The sequence below is a fragment of the Allobosea sp. genome (assembly GCF_048595345.1).
Classification (GTDB): domain Bacteria; phylum Pseudomonadota; class Alphaproteobacteria; order Rhizobiales; family Beijerinckiaceae; genus Allobosea.
In genome coordinates this window covers 18,959-36,717 of sequence record NZ_JBMDWH010000213.1, presented here as the reverse complement: position 1 = coordinate 36,717, position 17,759 = coordinate 18,959, and the positions used below count along the sequence as shown (strand labels likewise).

Here is a 17,759-nt window from a genome sequence, read left to right as displayed (position 1 = left end):
AGGGATGCGATGACGACACCAGCCTTCGACCCACGCTCCATGCTCCCGTCCGAAATGCCCCGGCCGACCTTCGGTGCGAGGCTGCGGCGCTATTTCCTCACAGGCCTGGTCATCGCCGCACCGCTCGCGATCACGGCTTGGGTGACCTGGTGGTTCGTCACCTTCGTCGATGGGCTGGTCAAGCCGCTGATCCCGAGCGCCTATCTACCGGACGCCTATCTGCCTTATCCGGTTCCCGGCTTCGGCCTCGTCATCGCGCTGGTGGCGCTGACGCTGCTCGGCTTCCTCACCGCCAATCTCGTCGGCCGCTCGCTGCTCCGGGCCGGCGAGGCGCTGCTCGACCGGATGCCATTCGTGCGCGGCATCTACAAGGGCGTGAAGCAGGTCTTCGAGACGATCTTCTCGCAATCGGGCACCTCGTTCCGCAAGGTCGGGATGGTGCAGTTTCCGCAGCCCGGCATGTGGTCGATCGTCTTCATCGCGCAGGAGGCCCCCGCCGATATCGCATCGCGCCTGCCCGGCGGGCCTGTCCAGGGCGCACAGGACGCCGGCGACCAGCAGATCGGCGTCTTCCTGCCCTGTACGCCCAACCCGACGACCGGCTTCTTCTTCTACCTGCCTCGGCGGGAGATCGTAGAACTGTCGATCTCGATCGAGGAGGGCGCCAAGCTCATCATGTCCGCAGGATTGATCCAGCCCGGCGAGGGCGCTGGGAAGGCAGGACCGTCAGCAACGAAACCTCTGATCAGCCCGCCCGCAACAGCCTGATCGCCACGTCGCGCTCGAACAGATAGAGCAGCACGCGCGCCGCCTGCCCGCGCGGGCTCTCCAGATGCGGGTCGCGCTCGATCAGCAGGCGGGCATCGTCGCGGGCCGCCGCGAGCAGGTCGCCGTCGATCTCCGGCCGGGCGATGCACCAGTCGGGCGAGCCGGACTGCTTGGTGCCGAGCACCTCGCCTTCGCCGCGAAGCCGCAGATCCTCCTCCGCGATGCGGAAGCCGTCCTCGGTCTCGCGCATGATGGTGAGGCGTGCTTCCGCCACCGGGCCGAGCGGGCCCTTGTAAAGCAACAGGCAGGTCGAGGCGGCCTGTCCGCGGCCGATGCGTCCGCGCAGTTGGTGGAGCTGGGCGAGGCCGAAGCGCTCGGCATGCTCGATCACCATCACGCTGGCATTGGGCACGTCCACGCCGACCTCGATCACAGTGGTCGAGACCAGGATGCGGGTTTCTCCCGCAACGAAGGCAGCCATGGCGGCGTCCTTGTCACGGCCGGGCATCTGCCCGTGCAGCAGCCCGACCTTTTCACCGAAGACCTCGCGCAGGGTCTCGAAGCGCTCCTGCGCGGCGGCGACGTCGAGCGTGTCCGATTCCTGTACGAGCGGGCAGACCCAATAAGCCTGCGCGCCGCTCTCGAGAGCCCGCCCGATGGCGCCGACGACCTCTTCATAGCGCTCGGAGGAGACGGCGCGGGTGACGATCGGCTTCCGGCCAGCGGGCTTCTCCGAGAGGATCGAAACGTCCATGTCGCCGAACCAGGTCAGGGCGAGGGTGCGCGGGATCGGCGTCGCGGTCATCACCAGCACATCGACCGCCTCGCCCTTCGAACCCAGCAGCAGCCGCTGATGCACGCCGAAGCGGTGCTGCTCGTCGACGACGGCGAGCGCGAGGTCATGGAAGGCGACCCCCTCCTGAAACAGCGCATGGGTGCCGACGGCGATGTCGATCGAGCCGTTCGCCAGCCCTTCCAGAACCTGCCGGCGCCCTGCGCCCTTCTCGCGGCCGGTCAGCAAAGCGAGCGTCAGCCCCGCCTGTTGAGCCAGCGGCGCCAGCCGCTCCGCATGCTGGCGGGCGAGGATTTCGGTCGGCGCCATCAGCACCGATTGCCGCCCGGCCTCGGCGGCGGCGGCCATCGCCATCAACGCGACGACGGTCTTGCCGGAGCCGACATCGCCCTGCAGCAAACGCAGCATCTTCTCAGGGTGAGCCATATCCGCGTGAATGTCGGCGATCGCCTTGCGCTGGCCCTCGGTCAGTTCGAAGGGCAGGGCCGCCTGGATGCGGGAACGGATTCCGCCATCGCCCGTGGTCGCCCGCCCCGCAATCTTCTTTTGCTGGCGGCGCACGAGCGCGAGCGCGATCTGGCTCGCCAGCAACTCGTCGTAAGCGATACGGCGACGGGCCACGGTATCGCCCTCCGCCGCCTTCCTGTCGGCGGGGTGGTGCAGCGCCTCGATCGCCGTCTTGAACGCGGGAAAATCGTTCTTCGCCAGAAACCCCGGATCCTGCCATTCCGGCATCTCCGGGCAACGCTCGGCGGCGGCCTGGACGATGCGAGTCATCACCCGCGGGCCGATGCCCTCGGTCAGCGGATAGACCGGTTCGAAGGCGGGCAGGGTATAGGCAAGCTTGGGATCGAGAATGCGCTCGGGATGCACCATCTGGCGCATGCCGTCCCAGAGTTCGAGCTTGCCGGAGATCAGCCGCACCGCTCCGACCGGGAGATTCTGGGCGAGGTGGCGGGAATCGGCATGGAAGAAGGCCAGCGTCACGTCGCCCGTCTCGTCCTCGACGATAACGCGATAGGGGCCCTTTTTGCCCGCCGGGGCAGGGCGGTGCTCGGTGACGCGGGCGGAGAAGGTCGCCACATCCCCGATCGGCGCCTCGGCGATGCTCGGACTCGGGCGCCGGTCGATCGCGCTCGTCGGCAGGTGGAACATCAGGTCGACGGCGCGCGCGCCCTGTGCCTCGCTGCCGAGAAAGCGGTCGAGCACCTTGCCGAGCTTCGGCCCCACGCCCGAAACCGTGGTGGCTGCAGCGAAAAGCGGGTCGAGGATGGAGGGGCGCAAGGCGTCTCGAAGCTGTCAGGGGCGCGACAATCGGCGGCTATTGGCCGCTGACTTCGCCGGATGGCATGGCTATATAACCCGCTGAGGCAGGTTCCGCGACGGGGCCGGCCCGGCTGCCTTTGCACCTTTCCCCACGGTTTCTCACTCGAGGTTACGCATGTCAGGCTCGACCCGCTCCAGCGCCGATCTCGACCCGCGCCGCCGCAAGGTGCTCTTCCGCGCCTGGCATCGCGGGATGCGCGAAATGGATCTGATCATGGGCCGCTTCGCCGACGATGCGATCGGCGGCTTCACCGATGCCGAACTCGACGAGTTCGAGCGGCTGATCGAGGTGCCCGATCGCGATCTTCTCGGCTGGATCACGGGGGAGCTGACCGTGCCGGAGAACTACGACACGGAACTCTACCGGCGCCTGAAAGCTTTTCACCGGCACGACAAGCCGATCCACGTGTGAGGGCCATCGCCCCTCCCATCCTCAGCCCTCATCCTGAGGATCCGCGCAGCGGCATCTCGAAGGGTGCTCCAGTGGTCGCCAGCCTACTGGGGCATCCTTCGAGACGCGAGCCTCGCGCGCTCCTCAGGATGAGGGCTCGTCAACCGAGCTACCGAAGCCTGCCCCATGAGCATCCCCCCTCCCTCCCAGACGCCCAAGCTGCTGACCGACCGCCTGCTCGACGCGCTCAACCGCGGCGACAAGCCGACGCTCGCCGGCGTGCCGGACGGGTTCGACGCCGTGGTGCTCGCGGATCTGACCCGCGCCCGCGCCAAAAAGGCGGAAGGCCCGGCTCTGCTCGTCTTCGTCGCCCGCGACGGCCAGCGGCTGCAGGTGCTCGAAAACGCGCTGCAGTTCGTGGCGCCCGATCTCGAGGTGATGAGCTTCCCGGCCTGGGATTGCCAGCCTTATGACCGCGTCTCGCCGGCGCCGCCCGTCGTTGCGCATCGCATGACGACGCTCTCGCGCCTCGCCAAGACCAAGTCAGGCGAGCGGCCGCGCCTGCTGCTGACCACCGTCAACGCCGCGCTCCAGCGGGTGCCGGCTTTCGGGAAGGTCGCCTCGGAGAGCTTCTCGGCGGCGCCCGGCAACATGGTTGATACCGAGGAACTGGCGCGCTGGCTCGACATCAACGGCTACCTGCGCACCTCGACCGTGCGCGAGACTGGCGAGTTTGCGGTGCGCGGCGGCATCGTCGATCTTTTCCCGCCGGGCATGCCGGCGCCGATCCGGCTCGATTTCTTCGGCGACACGCTCGAATCGATCCGCACCTTCGACCCGGAGACGCAGCGCACCACCGGGCAGTTGCGCGGGCTCGACCTCGTGCCGATGTCCGAAGCGCAGATGACGAGCGAGAGCATCCGCCGCTTCCGCCAGTCCTATATCTCGACCTTCGGCACGCCGGGCCGCGACGATACGCTCTACGAAGCGGTCAGCGAGGGCCGCCGCCCGGCCGGGCTGGAGCACTGGCTGCCGCTGCTCGCCGAGCGGCTCGACACGCTCTTCACCTATCTGCCGGACGTGCCGCTCGTGCTCGACCATCAGGCCGAGGATGCGGTCGGCGAGCGCATCAGCCTGATCAAGGACTATTACGACGCTCGCAAGGCTGCACTGGAGCAGGGCGGCGCAGGGGGCATTCCCTACAAGCCGCTGCCGCCGGATGCGCTCTATCTCTCACCGGCCGACTGGCGGGCCGTCATCGACGCCTCGGGCGTGGCCAGCCTCACGCCCTTCCAGCTGCCTGACAGCGAGGGCAAGCTGATCCTCGATCTCGGCGGCAAGCAGGGGCGCAGCTTCGCGGCCGAGCGCGCTGGCGAATCCGGCAGTGTCTTCGAAGCGGCGGTCGGCCATGTGCGGGCGCTGGAGAAGGACGGCAAGCGCGTCATCCTCGCCGCCTGGTCGGACGGCTCGCGCGACCGCCTCGCCCATGTGCTGGAGGATCACGGCCTCAAATCGGTGCAAAAGGTCGGCTCGCTCAGGGCAGCTTTCGACCTCAAGCCCGGCACGATCGGTCTGGCGGTCTGGGGCTTCGAAAGCGGCTTCGAGGCCGGCAAGCTCGCGGTGGTCGGCGAGCAGGACATCCTCGGCGACCGGCTCGTGCGGCCGCGGCGCAAGAGCAAGCGCCCGCAGGACTTCATCGCCGAGCTGTCCTCGCTTTCGCCGAACGACATCGTGGTCCATGTCGACCACGGCATCGGGCGCTTCATCGGCCTGCAGCAGATCACCGCCGCGGGCGCGCCGCATGACTGCCTCGAAATCCATTATGCCGGCGATTCCAAGCTGTTCCTGCCGGTCGAGAACATCGAGCTTCTGTCCCGCTACGGCTCGGAGGACACCGAGGTCCAGCTCGACAAGTTGGGTGGTGGGGGCTGGCAGGCCCGCAAGGCGAAGCTCAAGCAACGCATCCGCGAGATGGCGGGCAAGCTGATACAGATTGCCGCCGCCCGCATGCTGAAGGAGGCGCCTCGTCTGATCCCGCCCCATGGCGTCTATGACGAGTTCTGCGCGCGCTTCCCCTATGAGGAGACCGAGGACCAGCAGAACACCATCGACGCGGTGCTCGACGACATGGCGGCCGGACGGCCCATGGACCGGCTGGTCTGCGGCGATGTCGGCTTCGGCAAGACCGAGGTTGCGCTGCGGGCCGCCTTCGCCTGCGCGCTCAACGGCAAGCAGGTCGCGGTCGTGGTGCCGACGACGCTGCTCGCGCGCCAGCACTACCGCAATTTCGCAGAGCGTTTCAAAGGCCTGCCGGTGAATGTCGGCCAGGCCTCGCGTTTCGTCGGCGCGGCCGATCTGAAAGTGGTGAAGCAGGGCGCCAAAGACGGCACGATGGACATCGTCGTCGGCACCCATGCGCTGCTCGGCAAGGGCGTGGAGTTCAAGGATCTCGGCCTCGTCATCGTCGACGAGGAGCAGCATTTCGGCGTCGCCCATAAGGAGAAGCTGAAGGAGCTGCGCGCCGAGGTGCACATGCTGACGCTCACGGCGACACCGATCCCGCGCACGCTGCAGCTCGCCATGACCGGCGTGCGCGAGCTTTCGATCATCGCCACTCCGCCGGTCGATCGTCTCGCGACCCGCACCTTCGTCACGCCCTTCGACCCGCTGATCGTTCGCGAAGCGCTTTTGCGTGAACGCTATCGGGGAGGGCGCTCCTTCTATGTCGTGCCGCGCATCGAGGACATCGCCGAGGTCAAGGACTTCCTCGACAAGCAGGTGCCGGAGTGCAAGGTCGGCATCGCCTATGGCCAGATGGCGGCCGGCACGCTGGAAGACGTGATGACGGCCTTCTACGAGGGCCAGTACGACATCCTGCTCTCCACCACGATCGTGGAATCGGGTCTCGACATTCCGACCGCCAACACGCTGGTCATCCACCGCGCCGACATGTTCGGCCTCGCCCAGCTCTACCAGCTGCGCGGCCGCGTCGGCCGCTCGAAGACGCGCGCCTATGCGCTCTTCACCGTGCCGGCCAACCGCAAGATGACCGACCACGCCGACAAGCGGCTCAAGGTGCTGCAATCGCTCGACACGCTGGGCGCCGGCTTCCAGCTCGCCAGCCATGACCTCGACATCAGAGGCGCCGGCAATCTGTTGGGCGACGAACAGTCGGGCCACATCAAGGAGGTCGGATACGAACTCTACCAGCAGATGCTGGAGGAGGCGGTGGCGGCGCTCAAGGCCGGCATCGAGTTCGAGACCGAGACGCAATGGTCTCCCGCGATTCAGATCGGCGCTCCCGTCACCATCCCCGAGGGCTATATCGGCGATCTCAGCTTGCGCCTGTCGCTCTATAAGCGCCTCTCGACCATGGACGATGATGCGGAGCTGCAATCCTTCGGCGCGGAGCTGGTCGACCGCTTCGGCCCGCTGCCGGAGGAGGTTCAGCAACTGCTCGAGATCGTCGCGATCAAGGCGTTGTGCAAGCGGGCCAATGTCGAGAAGGTCGAGGCTGGGCCCAAGGGCATCATCGTCGCCTTCCGGGGCAACGAATTCGCCAATCCGGAAGGGCTCGTCTCCTATGTCGCGAAGATCGGCACGCTGGCAAAGGTCAGGCCGGACATGCGCCTCGTCTTCATCGACGATTTCGAGACCGCCGAGCAACGCCTCAAGGGCACCAAGCGCCTGCTGACTGACCTCGTCCGGATTTCGGAGCGCAAGAAGGCGGCGTGATCGGCGCGCCGCCCGCACGAAGCCGGCGGCCCATATGCGATCGCACCGCACGGATCCCGCAGGGGCCTGGACGTGATCGAGCCCTCATCCTGAGGTGCGCTTCGCAGAAGCGCGCCTCGCAGGTCGATCCAGAAGTTCCCGCGAGCCAAAGCCGAAAAGCGCCACAATTTCGCCGATCCGCGCAATTTTAGCGATCGGATTGAGCGGGATTTGAGCGGTGCCCGGTTACAAGCCTCCCCATCGTCGGACGGCCTGTGGGGGGCCTCGTGCAGATCCGCTATATCAGCTTCATCTTCCTGATCGGCCTCGCGATTTTCTTTTTCAGCGCGGCCCAGGCGGGGCCGTCCGCCATCCTGGGCTGAGGATCACGGGCGCACCTGTCGCCTCGCCGCCACGGCCGCCGGCAAAATGCTGCCACTTTCACAAGTCGGGTTGACATGTGGCCGGTTTCTGACACTTCTGTGCCCGCTCTGAGGCGCGGGGATGCTGCGTTTTCGTCTGGCGCGGCGCGCCCGGCGCTTAACGATCCCTTAAAGAAATTGGCCGAAAACTCGGCTCTACCGCCTATGCGGTCGAGACGACGCGATGGTTTTCGGCGCGAACAGACGGACGGACGGCATGACACGAGGCGCAGGTTCTTCGGTGACTGAGACGCTGCCCGACGCGACCGTCCCGACGATGCTGCCCTCCCGCTCCGTTTCGGTCGCACGCTTGGGCTGCGCGGTTCTCGCGGGCCTGTTTGCGGCCAATTGCGCCGGCAATCAGGTCGCGGGACGCAAGTCCAAGGAGATCGGCGCCTTCCCCTCCTCGAAATACGGCCCGGCCAGCCCGCGGGTGATCGCCGATGGCGAGCCGGTGCCGAAAGGCGGCGGCAGGCTCCTGATCGGCAAGGCCTATTCGGTCGCAGGCAAGCGCTATGTCCCGTTCGACAAGCCGGTCGGTTTCAGCGCCGTCGGCACCGCCTCTTGGTATGGCGAGGCCTTCCACGGCCGCCGCACCTCGAATGGCGAGGTCTATGACCGCAACAGCATCTCGGCCGCGCACCCCACCATGCCGCTTCCGGCCTATGCGCGCGTCACCAACCTCCTGAACAACCGTTCGATCATCGTGCGCGTCAACGATCGCGGCCCCTTCCACGGCAACCGCCTGATGGACGTGTCGCAGAAGACCGCCGAGGCGCTGGCCTTCCGCCATCTCGGCACCGCGCGCATCAAGATGGAGTATCTCGGCCAGGCCTCGCTCGCCGGCTCCGACGACAATCTGCTGCTCGCCTCGCTGCGCACGGACGGCACGCCCGCCGCCATCCCCGGCACGAGCGCGCGCACCATGGTCGCGTCCAACAGCGCCACCTCTCTCAACCGCACGCCGAGCCCGGACGTCGAGACCGAGACGGCGGAGGCCGAGCTGCCCGCGACGCAGCCGGTGGCCCCGGCGCCCCAGCCGGTGGCTCAGGCCTATGCTCCGGCCCAGCCGCGCTTCATCCAGCCTTCGGCGCCCGTCGCCGCTTCGCTGGTCTCCGCCCCGGTCGCCTCCGCCGCACCGCTCGCCGGCATGGCCGTGAAGGGCGCGCCGCTGCCGCCGAGCCGGCCCTTCGATCTCGACACCATCGCCAATGCAGGCCGCCCCGTGGCGATGCCGGCGACGCTGCGCACGACGCTGCCGCCGATTCGCGGCTCCGTCGCCAGCCTCTATGCCACGCCTGAGAAGGCCGGGCTCGACCGGCTGCCGCCGCGTCATCCGTTGCGCAAGGTGTCCGCACAGTCGCTCGAGACGCTGGCGCGCGATTGACCGTCTCCCGGCTCGGGCTCCTCGGCCCGTTTCCGCTCCCGAGCCTGGCATGAGCGTTTTCGTCTCGCCGCCCCGTTTTCGCAAAGCCCGGTCCGCGCTGCGGGGCTGGGCTTTTGCGTTGCTGGCATTTCTTGCCGCGAGCGCCGGCGCGACCGCGCCGGCTTTCGCCCAAGCCTTCCAGTCGCAGGCCCCCATCGCTTTCCTGATCGACACGCAGAGTGGAGCGGTGCTCTACGAAAAGGCGCCGGACGAGCCCGTCGCCCCGGCCAGCATGGCGAAGATCGTCACCGCGCTCGTGGCGTTCCAGGAGATCGCCGCCGGCAAGCTGACGCTCGACACCGAGATCACCATCTCCGAGAACGCCTGGCGCAAGGGCGGGGCGCCGGCGCGCGGGACCACCATGTTCGCCGCCGTGCGCAGCCGCATCAAACTCTCTGACATCCTGCAGGGCCTCATCGTGCAGGCGGGAAACGACGCCGCCATCGCGCTGGCCGAGGCGATCGCCGGCGACGAGCCGACCTTCGCGCGCATCGCGACCGAGCGGGTGAGGGCGCTGGGCCTGACCGCCTCGGTTTTCAGGAACGCCACCGGCATCCCCGATCCCGAGCAGAAGACCACGGCGAGGGAGCTCGCCCGCCTCGCCGACCACATCATCAGGACCTACCCGGAGCACTACCCGCTCTTCGGGCAGAAGGAATTCACCTGGAACAGGATCCGGCAGGTCAACCGCAACCCGCTGCTGACCATGGACATCGGCGCCGACGGTTTGCAGACCGGCGATCTCGACGGCGTTGGCTTCGGCCTGGTCGGCTCGGCGGTCCAGAACGGGCAGCGCCTGATCGTCGTCGTCCACGGCCTGAAGACGGCGCGAGACCGCGCCGCCGAGGCCCAGAAGCTGCTCGAATGGGGTTTTCGCGCCTTTGAGCGCCGGCAGATCTTCGCCGAGAACGAGATCATCGGCGAGGCCAGCGTGTTCGGCGGCCAGAAGGGGCGCGTCCCCCTGAAGACGAATGGGCCGGTCACGCTGCTCCTGCCGCGCGGCACCTCGGACAAGCTCGCCGCGCGCATCGTCTATCGCGGCCCGCTGCTGGCTCCGGTGGCCGAGGGCGACACGGTCGGCCAGCTGGTGCTGATGCGCGGCGAGGTGAAGACGCTGGAGCTTCCTCTCTATGCGGCCGAAAGTGTCCCGACCGGCACGCTGCCGCGCCGTGCGCTCGACGCCGTCATCGAGGTCTCGACCGGCTGGATCCGACAGGCGCTCGCGCGCGTGACCCGTGGCGGCTGAGATGGTGGGCCGCTTCATCACTCTCGAAGGCGGGGAGGGCGCCGGCAAGTCGACGCTGTCGCGCGCCCTGTCCGCGCGTCTTCAGGGGACGGGGCTGAGCGTCCTCGCCACCCGCGAGCCAGGCGGCTCGCCGAAGGCGGAGGCCATCCGCGCCGCGATCCTCGGCGGGCATTTCAAGCCCCATGGCGCCTTTGCCGAGGCGCTGATGTTCTCCGCTGCCCGCATCGACCATCTCGACACGCTGATCCGGCCGGCGCTGGCCCGAGGCGATTGGGTGATCTGCGACCGCTTCCTCGATTCGACGCGGGTCTATCAGGGCGCGCTCGGGGCGGTCGAGCCCGGCCTCCTGAGCGAACTGGAGCGCATCACTCTCGACGGGGCTGTGCCGGACCTGACGCTCATTCTCGATCTCGACCCGCAGATCGGCCTGGCGCGCGCGGCCAGCCGCCGTTCGCCCGGCGAAGCGGTGGACCGCTTCGAGGGCGAGACCCTCGCCTTCCATCAGCGCCTGCGGCAGGCTTATCTCGCCATCGCGGCGGACGAGCCCTCGCGCTGCGCCGTGCTGGATGCCAGCCAGCCGCCGGAGGCTCTGGCGGAGGCGGCGTGGAGTGTCGTAAGCGAAAGGCTGATCGACAACCGGACAGCCTGATGCGCGAGACCACCGACGAACCCGATCGCCTGCCGAACGCGCCGCATCCGCGCGAGACGCTTGCGTTGATCGGGCATGGTGCGCAGGAACGGACCTTTCTCGAGGCACTGCGCTCTGGCCGCATGCACCATGCCTGGCTGCTCGGCGGGCCCGAAGGCATCGGCAAGGCGAGCTTTGCCTACCGGGCCGCGCGGTTCATGCTGGCGGCGGGCGAACCGGCCGAGCGCGCGCGAGCGGTCGACAGCCTCGCCATGCGGGAAGCCGACCCGGCCACAAGGCGGGTGATGGCACGCTCCCATCCCGACCTGCACCTCCTCCGGCGCAGCCTGAAGCCGGACGGCAAGAGCTACACCAGCAACATCCCGGTCGATGCGGCGCGCCGGGTGATCGACCGCTTCGGATCGAGCGCCGCCGAGGGGGGATGGCGCGTCTGCATCGTCGATTCCGCCGAAGACATGGACAGGCCGACCGCCAACGCCCTGCTCAAGCTTCTGGAAGAGCCGCCGCCCCGGGCGCTGTTTCTGATCGTCGCCCATGCGCCCGGCCGCCTGCTGCCCACCATCCGCTCGCGCTGTCGGCTGCTCGGCTTCGAGCCGCTTGCGCCGCATCAGGTCGAGGAGGCCGGGCGGATCGCGCTCGAGCGCATGGAGGCACCCTTCGACGGCGGGGCACTGTCGCGAGCCGCCTCGCTCTCCGAGGGCTCGGTCAAGCGCGCGCTGACCTATGTCGAACCGCAGACGCTGGCGCTGGTCGAGGCCGTGCGCGCCCGGCTCGACGCGCTGCCGCAGATCGACGCCCTCGCCTTGCTGGCGCTGGCCGAGGATGTCGCGGGCAAGGCCGGCGAGCGCGATTTCGGCGTGATGATCGAGACCGTGCAGGGCTGGCTCTCGGACCATCTCCACGCCCATGCTGCGGCGCAACCGGCGCGCCTTGCACCGCTGGCGGAGGTATGGGAGAAACTGCACAAAGCGGCCCGCGAGGTGGAGACTTACAATCTCGACCGCCGGCCGCTTGTCATTTCGATGTTTCATGATCTGTCGTCTGCGGTTGCCCGCTCGCGCGCAGCGTGAAGCGTAAGCCCCCGGACGGACGATGGCCACGGCCCCGAAATTCTACCTCACCACCGCGATCCACTACACCAACGGGCCGCCGCATATCGGACACGCCTATGAGATGGTGGCCTCGGATGCGATCGCGCGCTTCAAGCGCCTCGACGGCTACGATGTCTATGCCCAGACCGGCACGGACGAGCACGGCCAGAAGGTCCAGCGCACGGCCGAGCAGAACGGCCTCTCGCCCAAGGCCTTCGTCGACCAGATCGCCGCCCGCTTCCAGGAGATGGAGCAGGTTCTCGGCTGCTCCTTCGACCGCTTCATCCGCACCACCGACGCCGACCACAAGGTCTCGACCGACGAGCTCTGGCGGCGGATGGAGGCCAATGGCGACATCTACCTCGCCAAATATTCCGGCTGGTATTCGGTCCGCGACGAGGCCTTCTACGGCGATGAGGAAACGACGCTCCAGCCCGACGGCACGAGGCTGGGCGGGCAGGGGACTCCCGTGGAGTGGGTGGAGGAGGAGAGTTATTTCTTCCGCCTTGCCAAATACCAGGATGCCCTGCTGAAGCTCTACGAGGACGTGCCGGACTTCGTCTCGCCCGAGACGCGCAGGAACGAGGTCGTGTCCTTCGTGAAGTCGGGCCTCGAGGATCTCTCGATCAGCCGCACGACCTTCGACTGGGGCTTGGCGGTGCCTGGCGACCCCAAGCACGTGATGTATGTCTGGGTCGATGCGCTGAACAACTACCTGACCGGAACGGGCTTCCCCGATCCGGCGAGCCCGCGCGCACATTACTGGCCGGCCGATGTCCACATCATCGGCAAGGATATCGTGCGCTTTCATACGGTCTATTGGCCGGCCTTCCTGATGTCGGCGGGGCTCGCCCTGCCCAGGCGCGTCTTCGGCCATGGCTTCCTGCTTAACAAGGGCACGAAGATGTCGAAGTCGCTCGGCAATGTCGTCGATCCCTTCGCGCTGGCGCAAAGCTATGGCGTCGATCAGCTGCGCTATTTCTTCCTGCGCGAGGTCTCCTTCGGCCAGGACGGCAATTACAGCCATGAGGCCATCGTGGGCCGGATCAATGCCGATCTCGCCAACGACCTCGGCAATCTGGCGCAGCGCTCGCTGTCGATGATCGCCAAGAACTGCGAGGGCAGGGTGCCCACCTGCGGCGCCCTCACCCCGGCCGACGAGGCGATGCTCGCCATCGCCGATGGCGCCCTCGCCAAGGCGCGGGAGGCGATGACGGACTTCGCCCTGCACACGCTGCTGGCGGAAATCTGGGCCGTGGTGGCCGAGGCGAACCGCTATTTCGCCGCCAACGAGCCCTGGCGCCTGTCCAAGAGCGATCCGGCGCGCCGCGACACCGTGCTCTATGTCACGATCGAGGTGATCCGGCAGGTCGTGATCCTTGTCCAGCCGGTGATGCCTGTCTCCGCCGGCAAGCTGCTGGACCTGCTGGCGATCCCGGCCGGCCAGCGTGACTTCGCCGCGCTCGGCGCCGGGCATCGTCTGGTCACGGGAACAGAACTGCCGGCGCCGAGTGGCGTCTTCCCGCGCTATGTCGAGCCCGAGGACGGCAAGGCGGATTGATGCTGATCGACACCCATTGCCATCTCGACTTCCCGGACTTCGCCGAGGAGCTGCCGGCCTATGTCGCGCGCGCCGAGGCGGCCGGGGTCGAACGGATGGTGACGATCTCGACGCGGGTGGCGCGCTACGAGGCCTATAAGGCCATCGCGGAGCGTTTCCCGTCGGTCTGGTTCTCGGTCGGCACCCATCCGCATCAGGCCCATGAGGAGCTGGACGTCACCGCCGAGCAGCTCGTCGAGCTGTCGCGGCATCCGCGCTGCGTCGCGATCGGCGAGGCGGGGCTGGATTATCATTACGATTCCAGTCCGCGTGAGGCGCAGGCGCAGGGCCTGCGCACCCATATCGCCGCCGCCCGCATCACGCAGTTACCGCTCGTGATCCATGCCCGCGAGGCCGACGAGGACATGGCGGCGATCCTGCGAGAGGAGATGGGGAAGGGTGCTTTCCCAGCCATCCTGCACTGCTTCACCGCCGGCGAGGCACTGGCCCTGACCGGTGTCGAGCTCGGCCTTTACATCTCCTTTTCCGGGATCCTGACCTTCAAGACCTCGGCAAGCCTGCGTCGCATCGCGCGAATGGTGCCGCGCGAGCGGCTGCTGGTGGAGACCGACGCGCCCTATCTCGCGCCGGTACCGTTCAGGGGCAAGCGCAACGAACCCTCCTATGTCGTTGAGACGGCGAAGGTTCTCGCCGAGACGCTCGGGCTGGACTTCGCCGCCGCCGCCAAACTGACGAGCGAAAACGCCCGCCGCTGCTATTGGAAGATGGACCACGCGGCACCCGTCGCGCAGGTCGCCTGACACCCGCCATGAGCCTCACCGTCACCATTCTCGGCTGCGGCTCTTCCGGCGGGGTGCCGCGCCCCGGCGCCGGCTGGGGCGCCTGCGATCCGGCCGAGCCGAAAAACCGGCGGCTGCGCTGTTCGATCCTGGTCGAGCGCCGCGGTGAAGGCGGCACGACGCGGGTGCTGGTCGATACGGGCCCGGATCTGCGCGAGCAGCTGATCGCCGCGGCGGTGCCGGCGCTGGACGGCGTGCTGATGACGCATGACCATGCCGACCACACCCATGGCATCGACGACCTGCGGGCGCTGGTGCTGCACATGGGCGCGCGCATCCGGATCCATGCCGATGAGCGCACGCAGGATTCCTTGCGCCGCCGCTTCGGCTATCTCTTCGAGACGCCGCCCGGGAGCCATTATCCGCCGATACTCGACCTCGACGAAATCGGCGCCGGCCGGTCGGTGACGATCGAGGGACGCGGCGGCCCGATCGAGGCTCTGCCGCTGCGCGTCGAGCATGGACCGAACTACGAGGCGCTGGGCTTCCGCTTCGGCGCATTGGCCTATCTGCCGGATGTCAGCCTGATCCCGCCGGCGGCGCTCGAAGCGCTGACGGACCTCGACGTGCTGGTCCTCGACTGCCTGCGCGAGAAGCCGCATGTCAGCCATTTCCATCTCGCCCAGTCGCTGGAGGCGGTCGCGACGCTGAAGCCACGTCGCGCGATCCTGACGAACCTTCATGTCGATCTCGATTATGCGAGCCTCTCCAGACGCTTGCCGGCCGGCATGGAAGCGGCGTTCGATGGCATGACCATCGTCACGGGCGATTGAGGGGCCGTGCCGGGCCCCTCGATTGGATCAGTTTAAGTTCCATAATATGTCTTATGCGAATCACGGACGAAAGGGTATCGGCGTCGATCCCGACCATGCCCCCGGCTCGTCCTCCAGTCGCATCGCGGGCCCATCGACGATCCCGTCCGCGAGCCGCCCGATCTCTCGGGACGATGTGCTGCTCCTGCCGATCACCCAGGCGACGAGCGCGACCTTCGTCGATCTGTATTTCGAGCGCGCCTTCCTCTTTTTCATCGAGGCCGGCTCAAAGCGGGTTCATTGTCCCGTCCAGGGAGAGGTCGTCGGCTCCGCCGGCGATGTGATGATCTTCCCGTCGGGCTCGATGGTGACGATGGAGAACCGTCCGCTGATCGACGCCGCCTATCGGGCCCAGGGTCTGAGCTTTTCCCATGAACTGGTCGATGCCGTCTTTGCCGGTCTCGCCATCGGCGCCGGGCCTTTCGGCGTCCAGATGCTGCGCGAGGAGCCGCATCGGCCCGCGGCCGTCCTGCAACTGGTCCGCGAAACGCTCGACCGCACGGATCTTCCTGAAGCCGTGAAATCGCATCGGCTCATTGAGCCGCTGATCTGGCTGCGGTCCCTCGGAATCCGCCTGTCCATTCGCAGCGAGCAGGAACCGATGAGCCGGGTGCGACGCCTCATTGCCACTGACCTGGAGCGCGACTGGCGTGTGGCGCAAGTCGCCGAATCCTTCGCCATGAGCGAAGCCACCTTCCGGCGCTGGCTCGCGCGATCCGATTCGAGTTTCGGCCGCATCTTGCACCACACGCGCCTCGAAGCGGCGCTCGCCCGGCTCCAAGGCACGGCGCTCCCGATCTCGACGATCGCGCTGGATTGCGGGTTCAAGACGCCCTCGCATTTCTCTGCCGCGTTTCGCCGACGCTTCGGCATTTCGCCGCGCCAGATCCGCATTGCCGCAGATTGAGCGTTTGACGCCAGTTTCTGAGCGGAGCCCGACAGCACCCTGCGTCCGAGGCGGCTATCTCTGAGGCCTCCACAGGCTCTCAGGACGAGATCGACCATGTTCCCCAAACTCATGACGGCCACCACGATCGCGCTGGCATTGACCGCAGGCGCGGCCGCCGCCCAGGATTTCAAGGTCAAGAGCACCTCGGTCTCGGAAGGCCGGCCGCTCGCCGACGCGCAGGTCTTCAGGGGGTTCGGGTGCGAAGGCGGCAACCAGTCGCCGCAGCTTTCGTGGTCGGGAGCCCCGGCAGGCACCAGGAGCTTCGCGATCACGGTGTATGACCCGGATGCGCCGACCGGTTCTGGCTGGTGGCACTGGACCGTTCTCGGCATCCCTGCGGCGGTCACCTCTCTCGCCGAGGGAGCGAGCGGCCGGAGCGCCCTGCCCTCCGGCTCGGTCGAACTGACCAATGATTACGGCACGAAGGGCTTTGGCGGCGCCTGCCCGCCGCACGGCGAAATGCACCGCTACGTCTTCACCATCCATGCGCTGTCCGCCGACAAGCTGGATCTGCCTGCCAACCCGAGCAATGCGCTGGCCGGCTTCATGATCCGCACCAAGACGCTGGCCACGGCCCGGATGACGGCGGTCTACAGCCGCTGAAGTTCGGCGAAGCGAAACGCCCATCGGCGACATCGTGGCGGAAGGGGTGGGATTCGAACCCACGGTAGGCTTGCACCCACGGCGGTTTTCAAGACCGCTGCCTTAAACCACTCGGCCACCCTTCCGTCGCGTGTTCAATGCCGGGCCGGGCGCGGCTTGGCAAGGGGTCGGCTTAGCGAGAGGCGGCGCGGCAACAGGTCGAGCTGGAAGGAGGTCGGCTCGGCGCCAAGCCCGGCCCCCTTCCCTGCGCATCCTGCGGACACGGCCCGGTCGGCATCTTGACTCGGCTCCCGCGGCAGCGGAGCATCGTTATATTCGAACGGGTATAACGGAGAGCATCGCCATGCGACGTCGCCTGTTTCTGTCGGCTGCGCTTTCGGTGGTCGTCTCGCTCGCTCCGGGCCTGCCGCCGGCCCAGGCACAGGGCAAGGACCTCGTCGTCTTCGCTGCGGCCAGCATGAAGACGGCGCTGGACGAGATCGCCGCCAATTGGGCGAAGGAAACCGGCAAGCCGGCGCCGAAGATCTCCTATGCCGCCAGCAACGTGCTCGCGCGGCAGATCGAGCAGGGCGCGCCGGCCGATCTCTTCGTTTCGGCCGATCTGGACTGGATGGATGAAGCGGCCGGCAAGGGCGCGATCCGGCCCGGCACGCGCATCGAGCTGCTCGGCAACCGGATCGTGCTGATCGCGCCCAGCACCTCGACCGCTGCCGTCGAGCTGAAGCCCGGCGTCGATCTCACCACCCTGCTCGGCCAGGGGCGCCTCGCCATGGGCCATGTCGACGCGGTCCCGGCGGGCAAATACGGCAAGGCGGCGCTGGAAAAACTCGGTGCTTGGGACCGGCTCAAGGACAAGGTCGCACAGGCCGACAACGTGCGCGCCGCGCTGCTGCTGGTCTCGCGCGGCGAGGCGCCGCTCGGGATCGTCTACGCCACCGACGCCGTGGCCGATCCCGGGGTAAAGGTGATCGCGACCTATCCCGCCGACAGCCATCCCCCGATCATCTATCCGGCGGCCGTGACGACGGGATCGGCGCATGCGGACGCGGCGGCCTTCCTGGCCTATCTTCGCGGGAAGGCGGCTCAGCCCGTCTTCGAGAAACAGGGCTTCACCGTGCTGAACCACCCGGCCTCGGGCAGCTGATGCTCCTCGCATGATCGCGCGATGA

General features: G+C 67.7%; 14 protein-coding genes and 1 tRNA gene. 13 read left to right on the top strand and 2 right to left on the bottom strand.

From position 1 onward, the window contains the following. Positions 1-39 precede the first annotated feature (39 nt). Positions 40-768 (top strand): DUF502 domain-containing protein, encoded by a 729-nt coding sequence (locus ACOJTB_RS18325; RefSeq protein WP_420103976.1) that lies wholly within the window; start codon positions 40-42, stop codon positions 766-768. On the opposite strand, the gene recG is transcribed toward ACOJTB_RS18325, so the two are convergent. Next, on the bottom strand, positions 746-2,845 hold the full coding sequence (gene recG / locus ACOJTB_RS18320; protein ID WP_420103957.1) for an ATP-dependent DNA helicase RecG: 2,100 nt from the start codon (positions 2,843-2,845) through the stop codon (positions 746-748). The genes ACOJTB_RS18325 and recG overlap by 23 nt on opposite strands. 157 nt (positions 2,846-3,002) lie before the next feature. On the opposite strand from recG, the gene ACOJTB_RS18315 reads away from it, so the two are divergent. The 11 genes from ACOJTB_RS18315 (at position 3,003) to ACOJTB_RS18265 (ending at position 16,590) form a co-directional block, all read left to right on the top strand. Beyond that, on the top strand, positions 3,003-3,299 hold the full coding sequence (locus tag ACOJTB_RS18315) for an FAD assembly factor SdhE (protein WP_420103956.1): 297 nt from the start codon (positions 3,003-3,005) through the stop codon (positions 3,297-3,299). 165 nt (positions 3,300-3,464) lie between these two features. Next, the gene (mfd, locus tag ACOJTB_RS18310) at positions 3,465-7,013 is read left to right on the top strand and encodes a transcription-repair coupling factor (RefSeq protein ID WP_420103955.1); all 3,549 of its coding nucleotides are present in this window, start codon (positions 3,465-3,467) and stop codon (positions 7,011-7,013) included. A 642-nt stretch (positions 7,014-7,655) separates the two neighbouring features. After that, a complete protein-coding gene (locus tag ACOJTB_RS18305; RefSeq protein WP_420103954.1) occupies positions 7,656-8,801 on the top strand; it encodes a septal ring lytic transglycosylase RlpA family protein in 1,146 nt (381 codons plus the stop codon). A gap of 49 nt (positions 8,802-8,850) precedes the next feature. Next, positions 8,851-10,086, top strand: coding sequence for a D-alanyl-D-alanine carboxypeptidase family protein (locus ACOJTB_RS18300; protein ID WP_420103953.1), 1,236 nt, complete (start codon positions 8,851-8,853; stop codon positions 10,084-10,086). A gap of 1 nt (position 10,087) precedes the next feature. After that, the gene (gene tmk, locus ACOJTB_RS18295) at positions 10,088-10,735 is read left to right on the top strand and encodes a dTMP kinase (RefSeq protein WP_420103952.1); all 648 of its coding nucleotides are present in this window, start codon (positions 10,088-10,090) and stop codon (positions 10,733-10,735) included. Continuing rightward, positions 10,735-11,805 carry a DNA polymerase III subunit delta' gene (locus tag ACOJTB_RS18290; protein WP_420103951.1) on the top strand — a complete coding sequence of 357 codons (1,071 nt, stop codon included), beginning with the start codon at positions 10,735-10,737 and terminating at the stop codon, positions 11,803-11,805. The genes tmk and ACOJTB_RS18290 overlap by 1 nt, the downstream gene beginning before the upstream one ends. 22 nt (positions 11,806-11,827) lie before the next feature. Beyond that, a complete protein-coding gene (gene metG / locus ACOJTB_RS18285; RefSeq protein WP_420103950.1) occupies positions 11,828-13,387 on the top strand; it encodes a methionine--tRNA ligase in 1,560 nt (519 codons plus the stop codon). Continuing rightward, entirely contained in the window at positions 13,387-14,187 is an 801-nt protein-coding gene (locus tag ACOJTB_RS18280) for a TatD family hydrolase (RefSeq protein ID WP_420103949.1), read from the top strand. The genes metG and ACOJTB_RS18280 overlap by 1 nt, the downstream gene beginning before the upstream one ends. A gap of 8 nt (positions 14,188-14,195) precedes the next feature. Beyond that, a complete protein-coding gene (locus ACOJTB_RS18275; protein WP_420103948.1) occupies positions 14,196-14,999 on the top strand; it encodes an MBL fold metallo-hydrolase in 804 nt (267 codons plus the stop codon). Between the two features lie 352 nt (positions 15,000-15,351). Then, the gene (locus tag ACOJTB_RS18270; RefSeq protein ID WP_420103947.1) at positions 15,352-15,945 is read left to right on the top strand and encodes a helix-turn-helix transcriptional regulator; all 594 of its coding nucleotides are present in this window, start codon (positions 15,352-15,354) and stop codon (positions 15,943-15,945) included. Positions 15,946-16,041: 96 nt separating this feature from the next. Next, a complete protein-coding gene (locus tag ACOJTB_RS18265; RefSeq protein ID WP_420103946.1) occupies positions 16,042-16,590 on the top strand; it encodes a YbhB/YbcL family Raf kinase inhibitor-like protein in 549 nt (182 codons plus the stop codon). Between the two features lie 35 nt (positions 16,591-16,625). Here ACOJTB_RS18265 and ACOJTB_RS18260 read toward each other — a convergent pair. After that, positions 16,626-16,715: transfer RNA gene (locus ACOJTB_RS18260), tRNA-Ser, on the bottom strand. A gap of 218 nt (positions 16,716-16,933) precedes the next feature. Here ACOJTB_RS18260 and modA point away from each other — a divergent pair. After that, a complete protein-coding gene (modA, locus tag ACOJTB_RS18255; RefSeq protein ID WP_420103945.1) occupies positions 16,934-17,734 on the top strand; it encodes a molybdate ABC transporter substrate-binding protein in 801 nt (266 codons plus the stop codon). Positions 17,735-17,759: the final 25 nt, after the last annotated feature.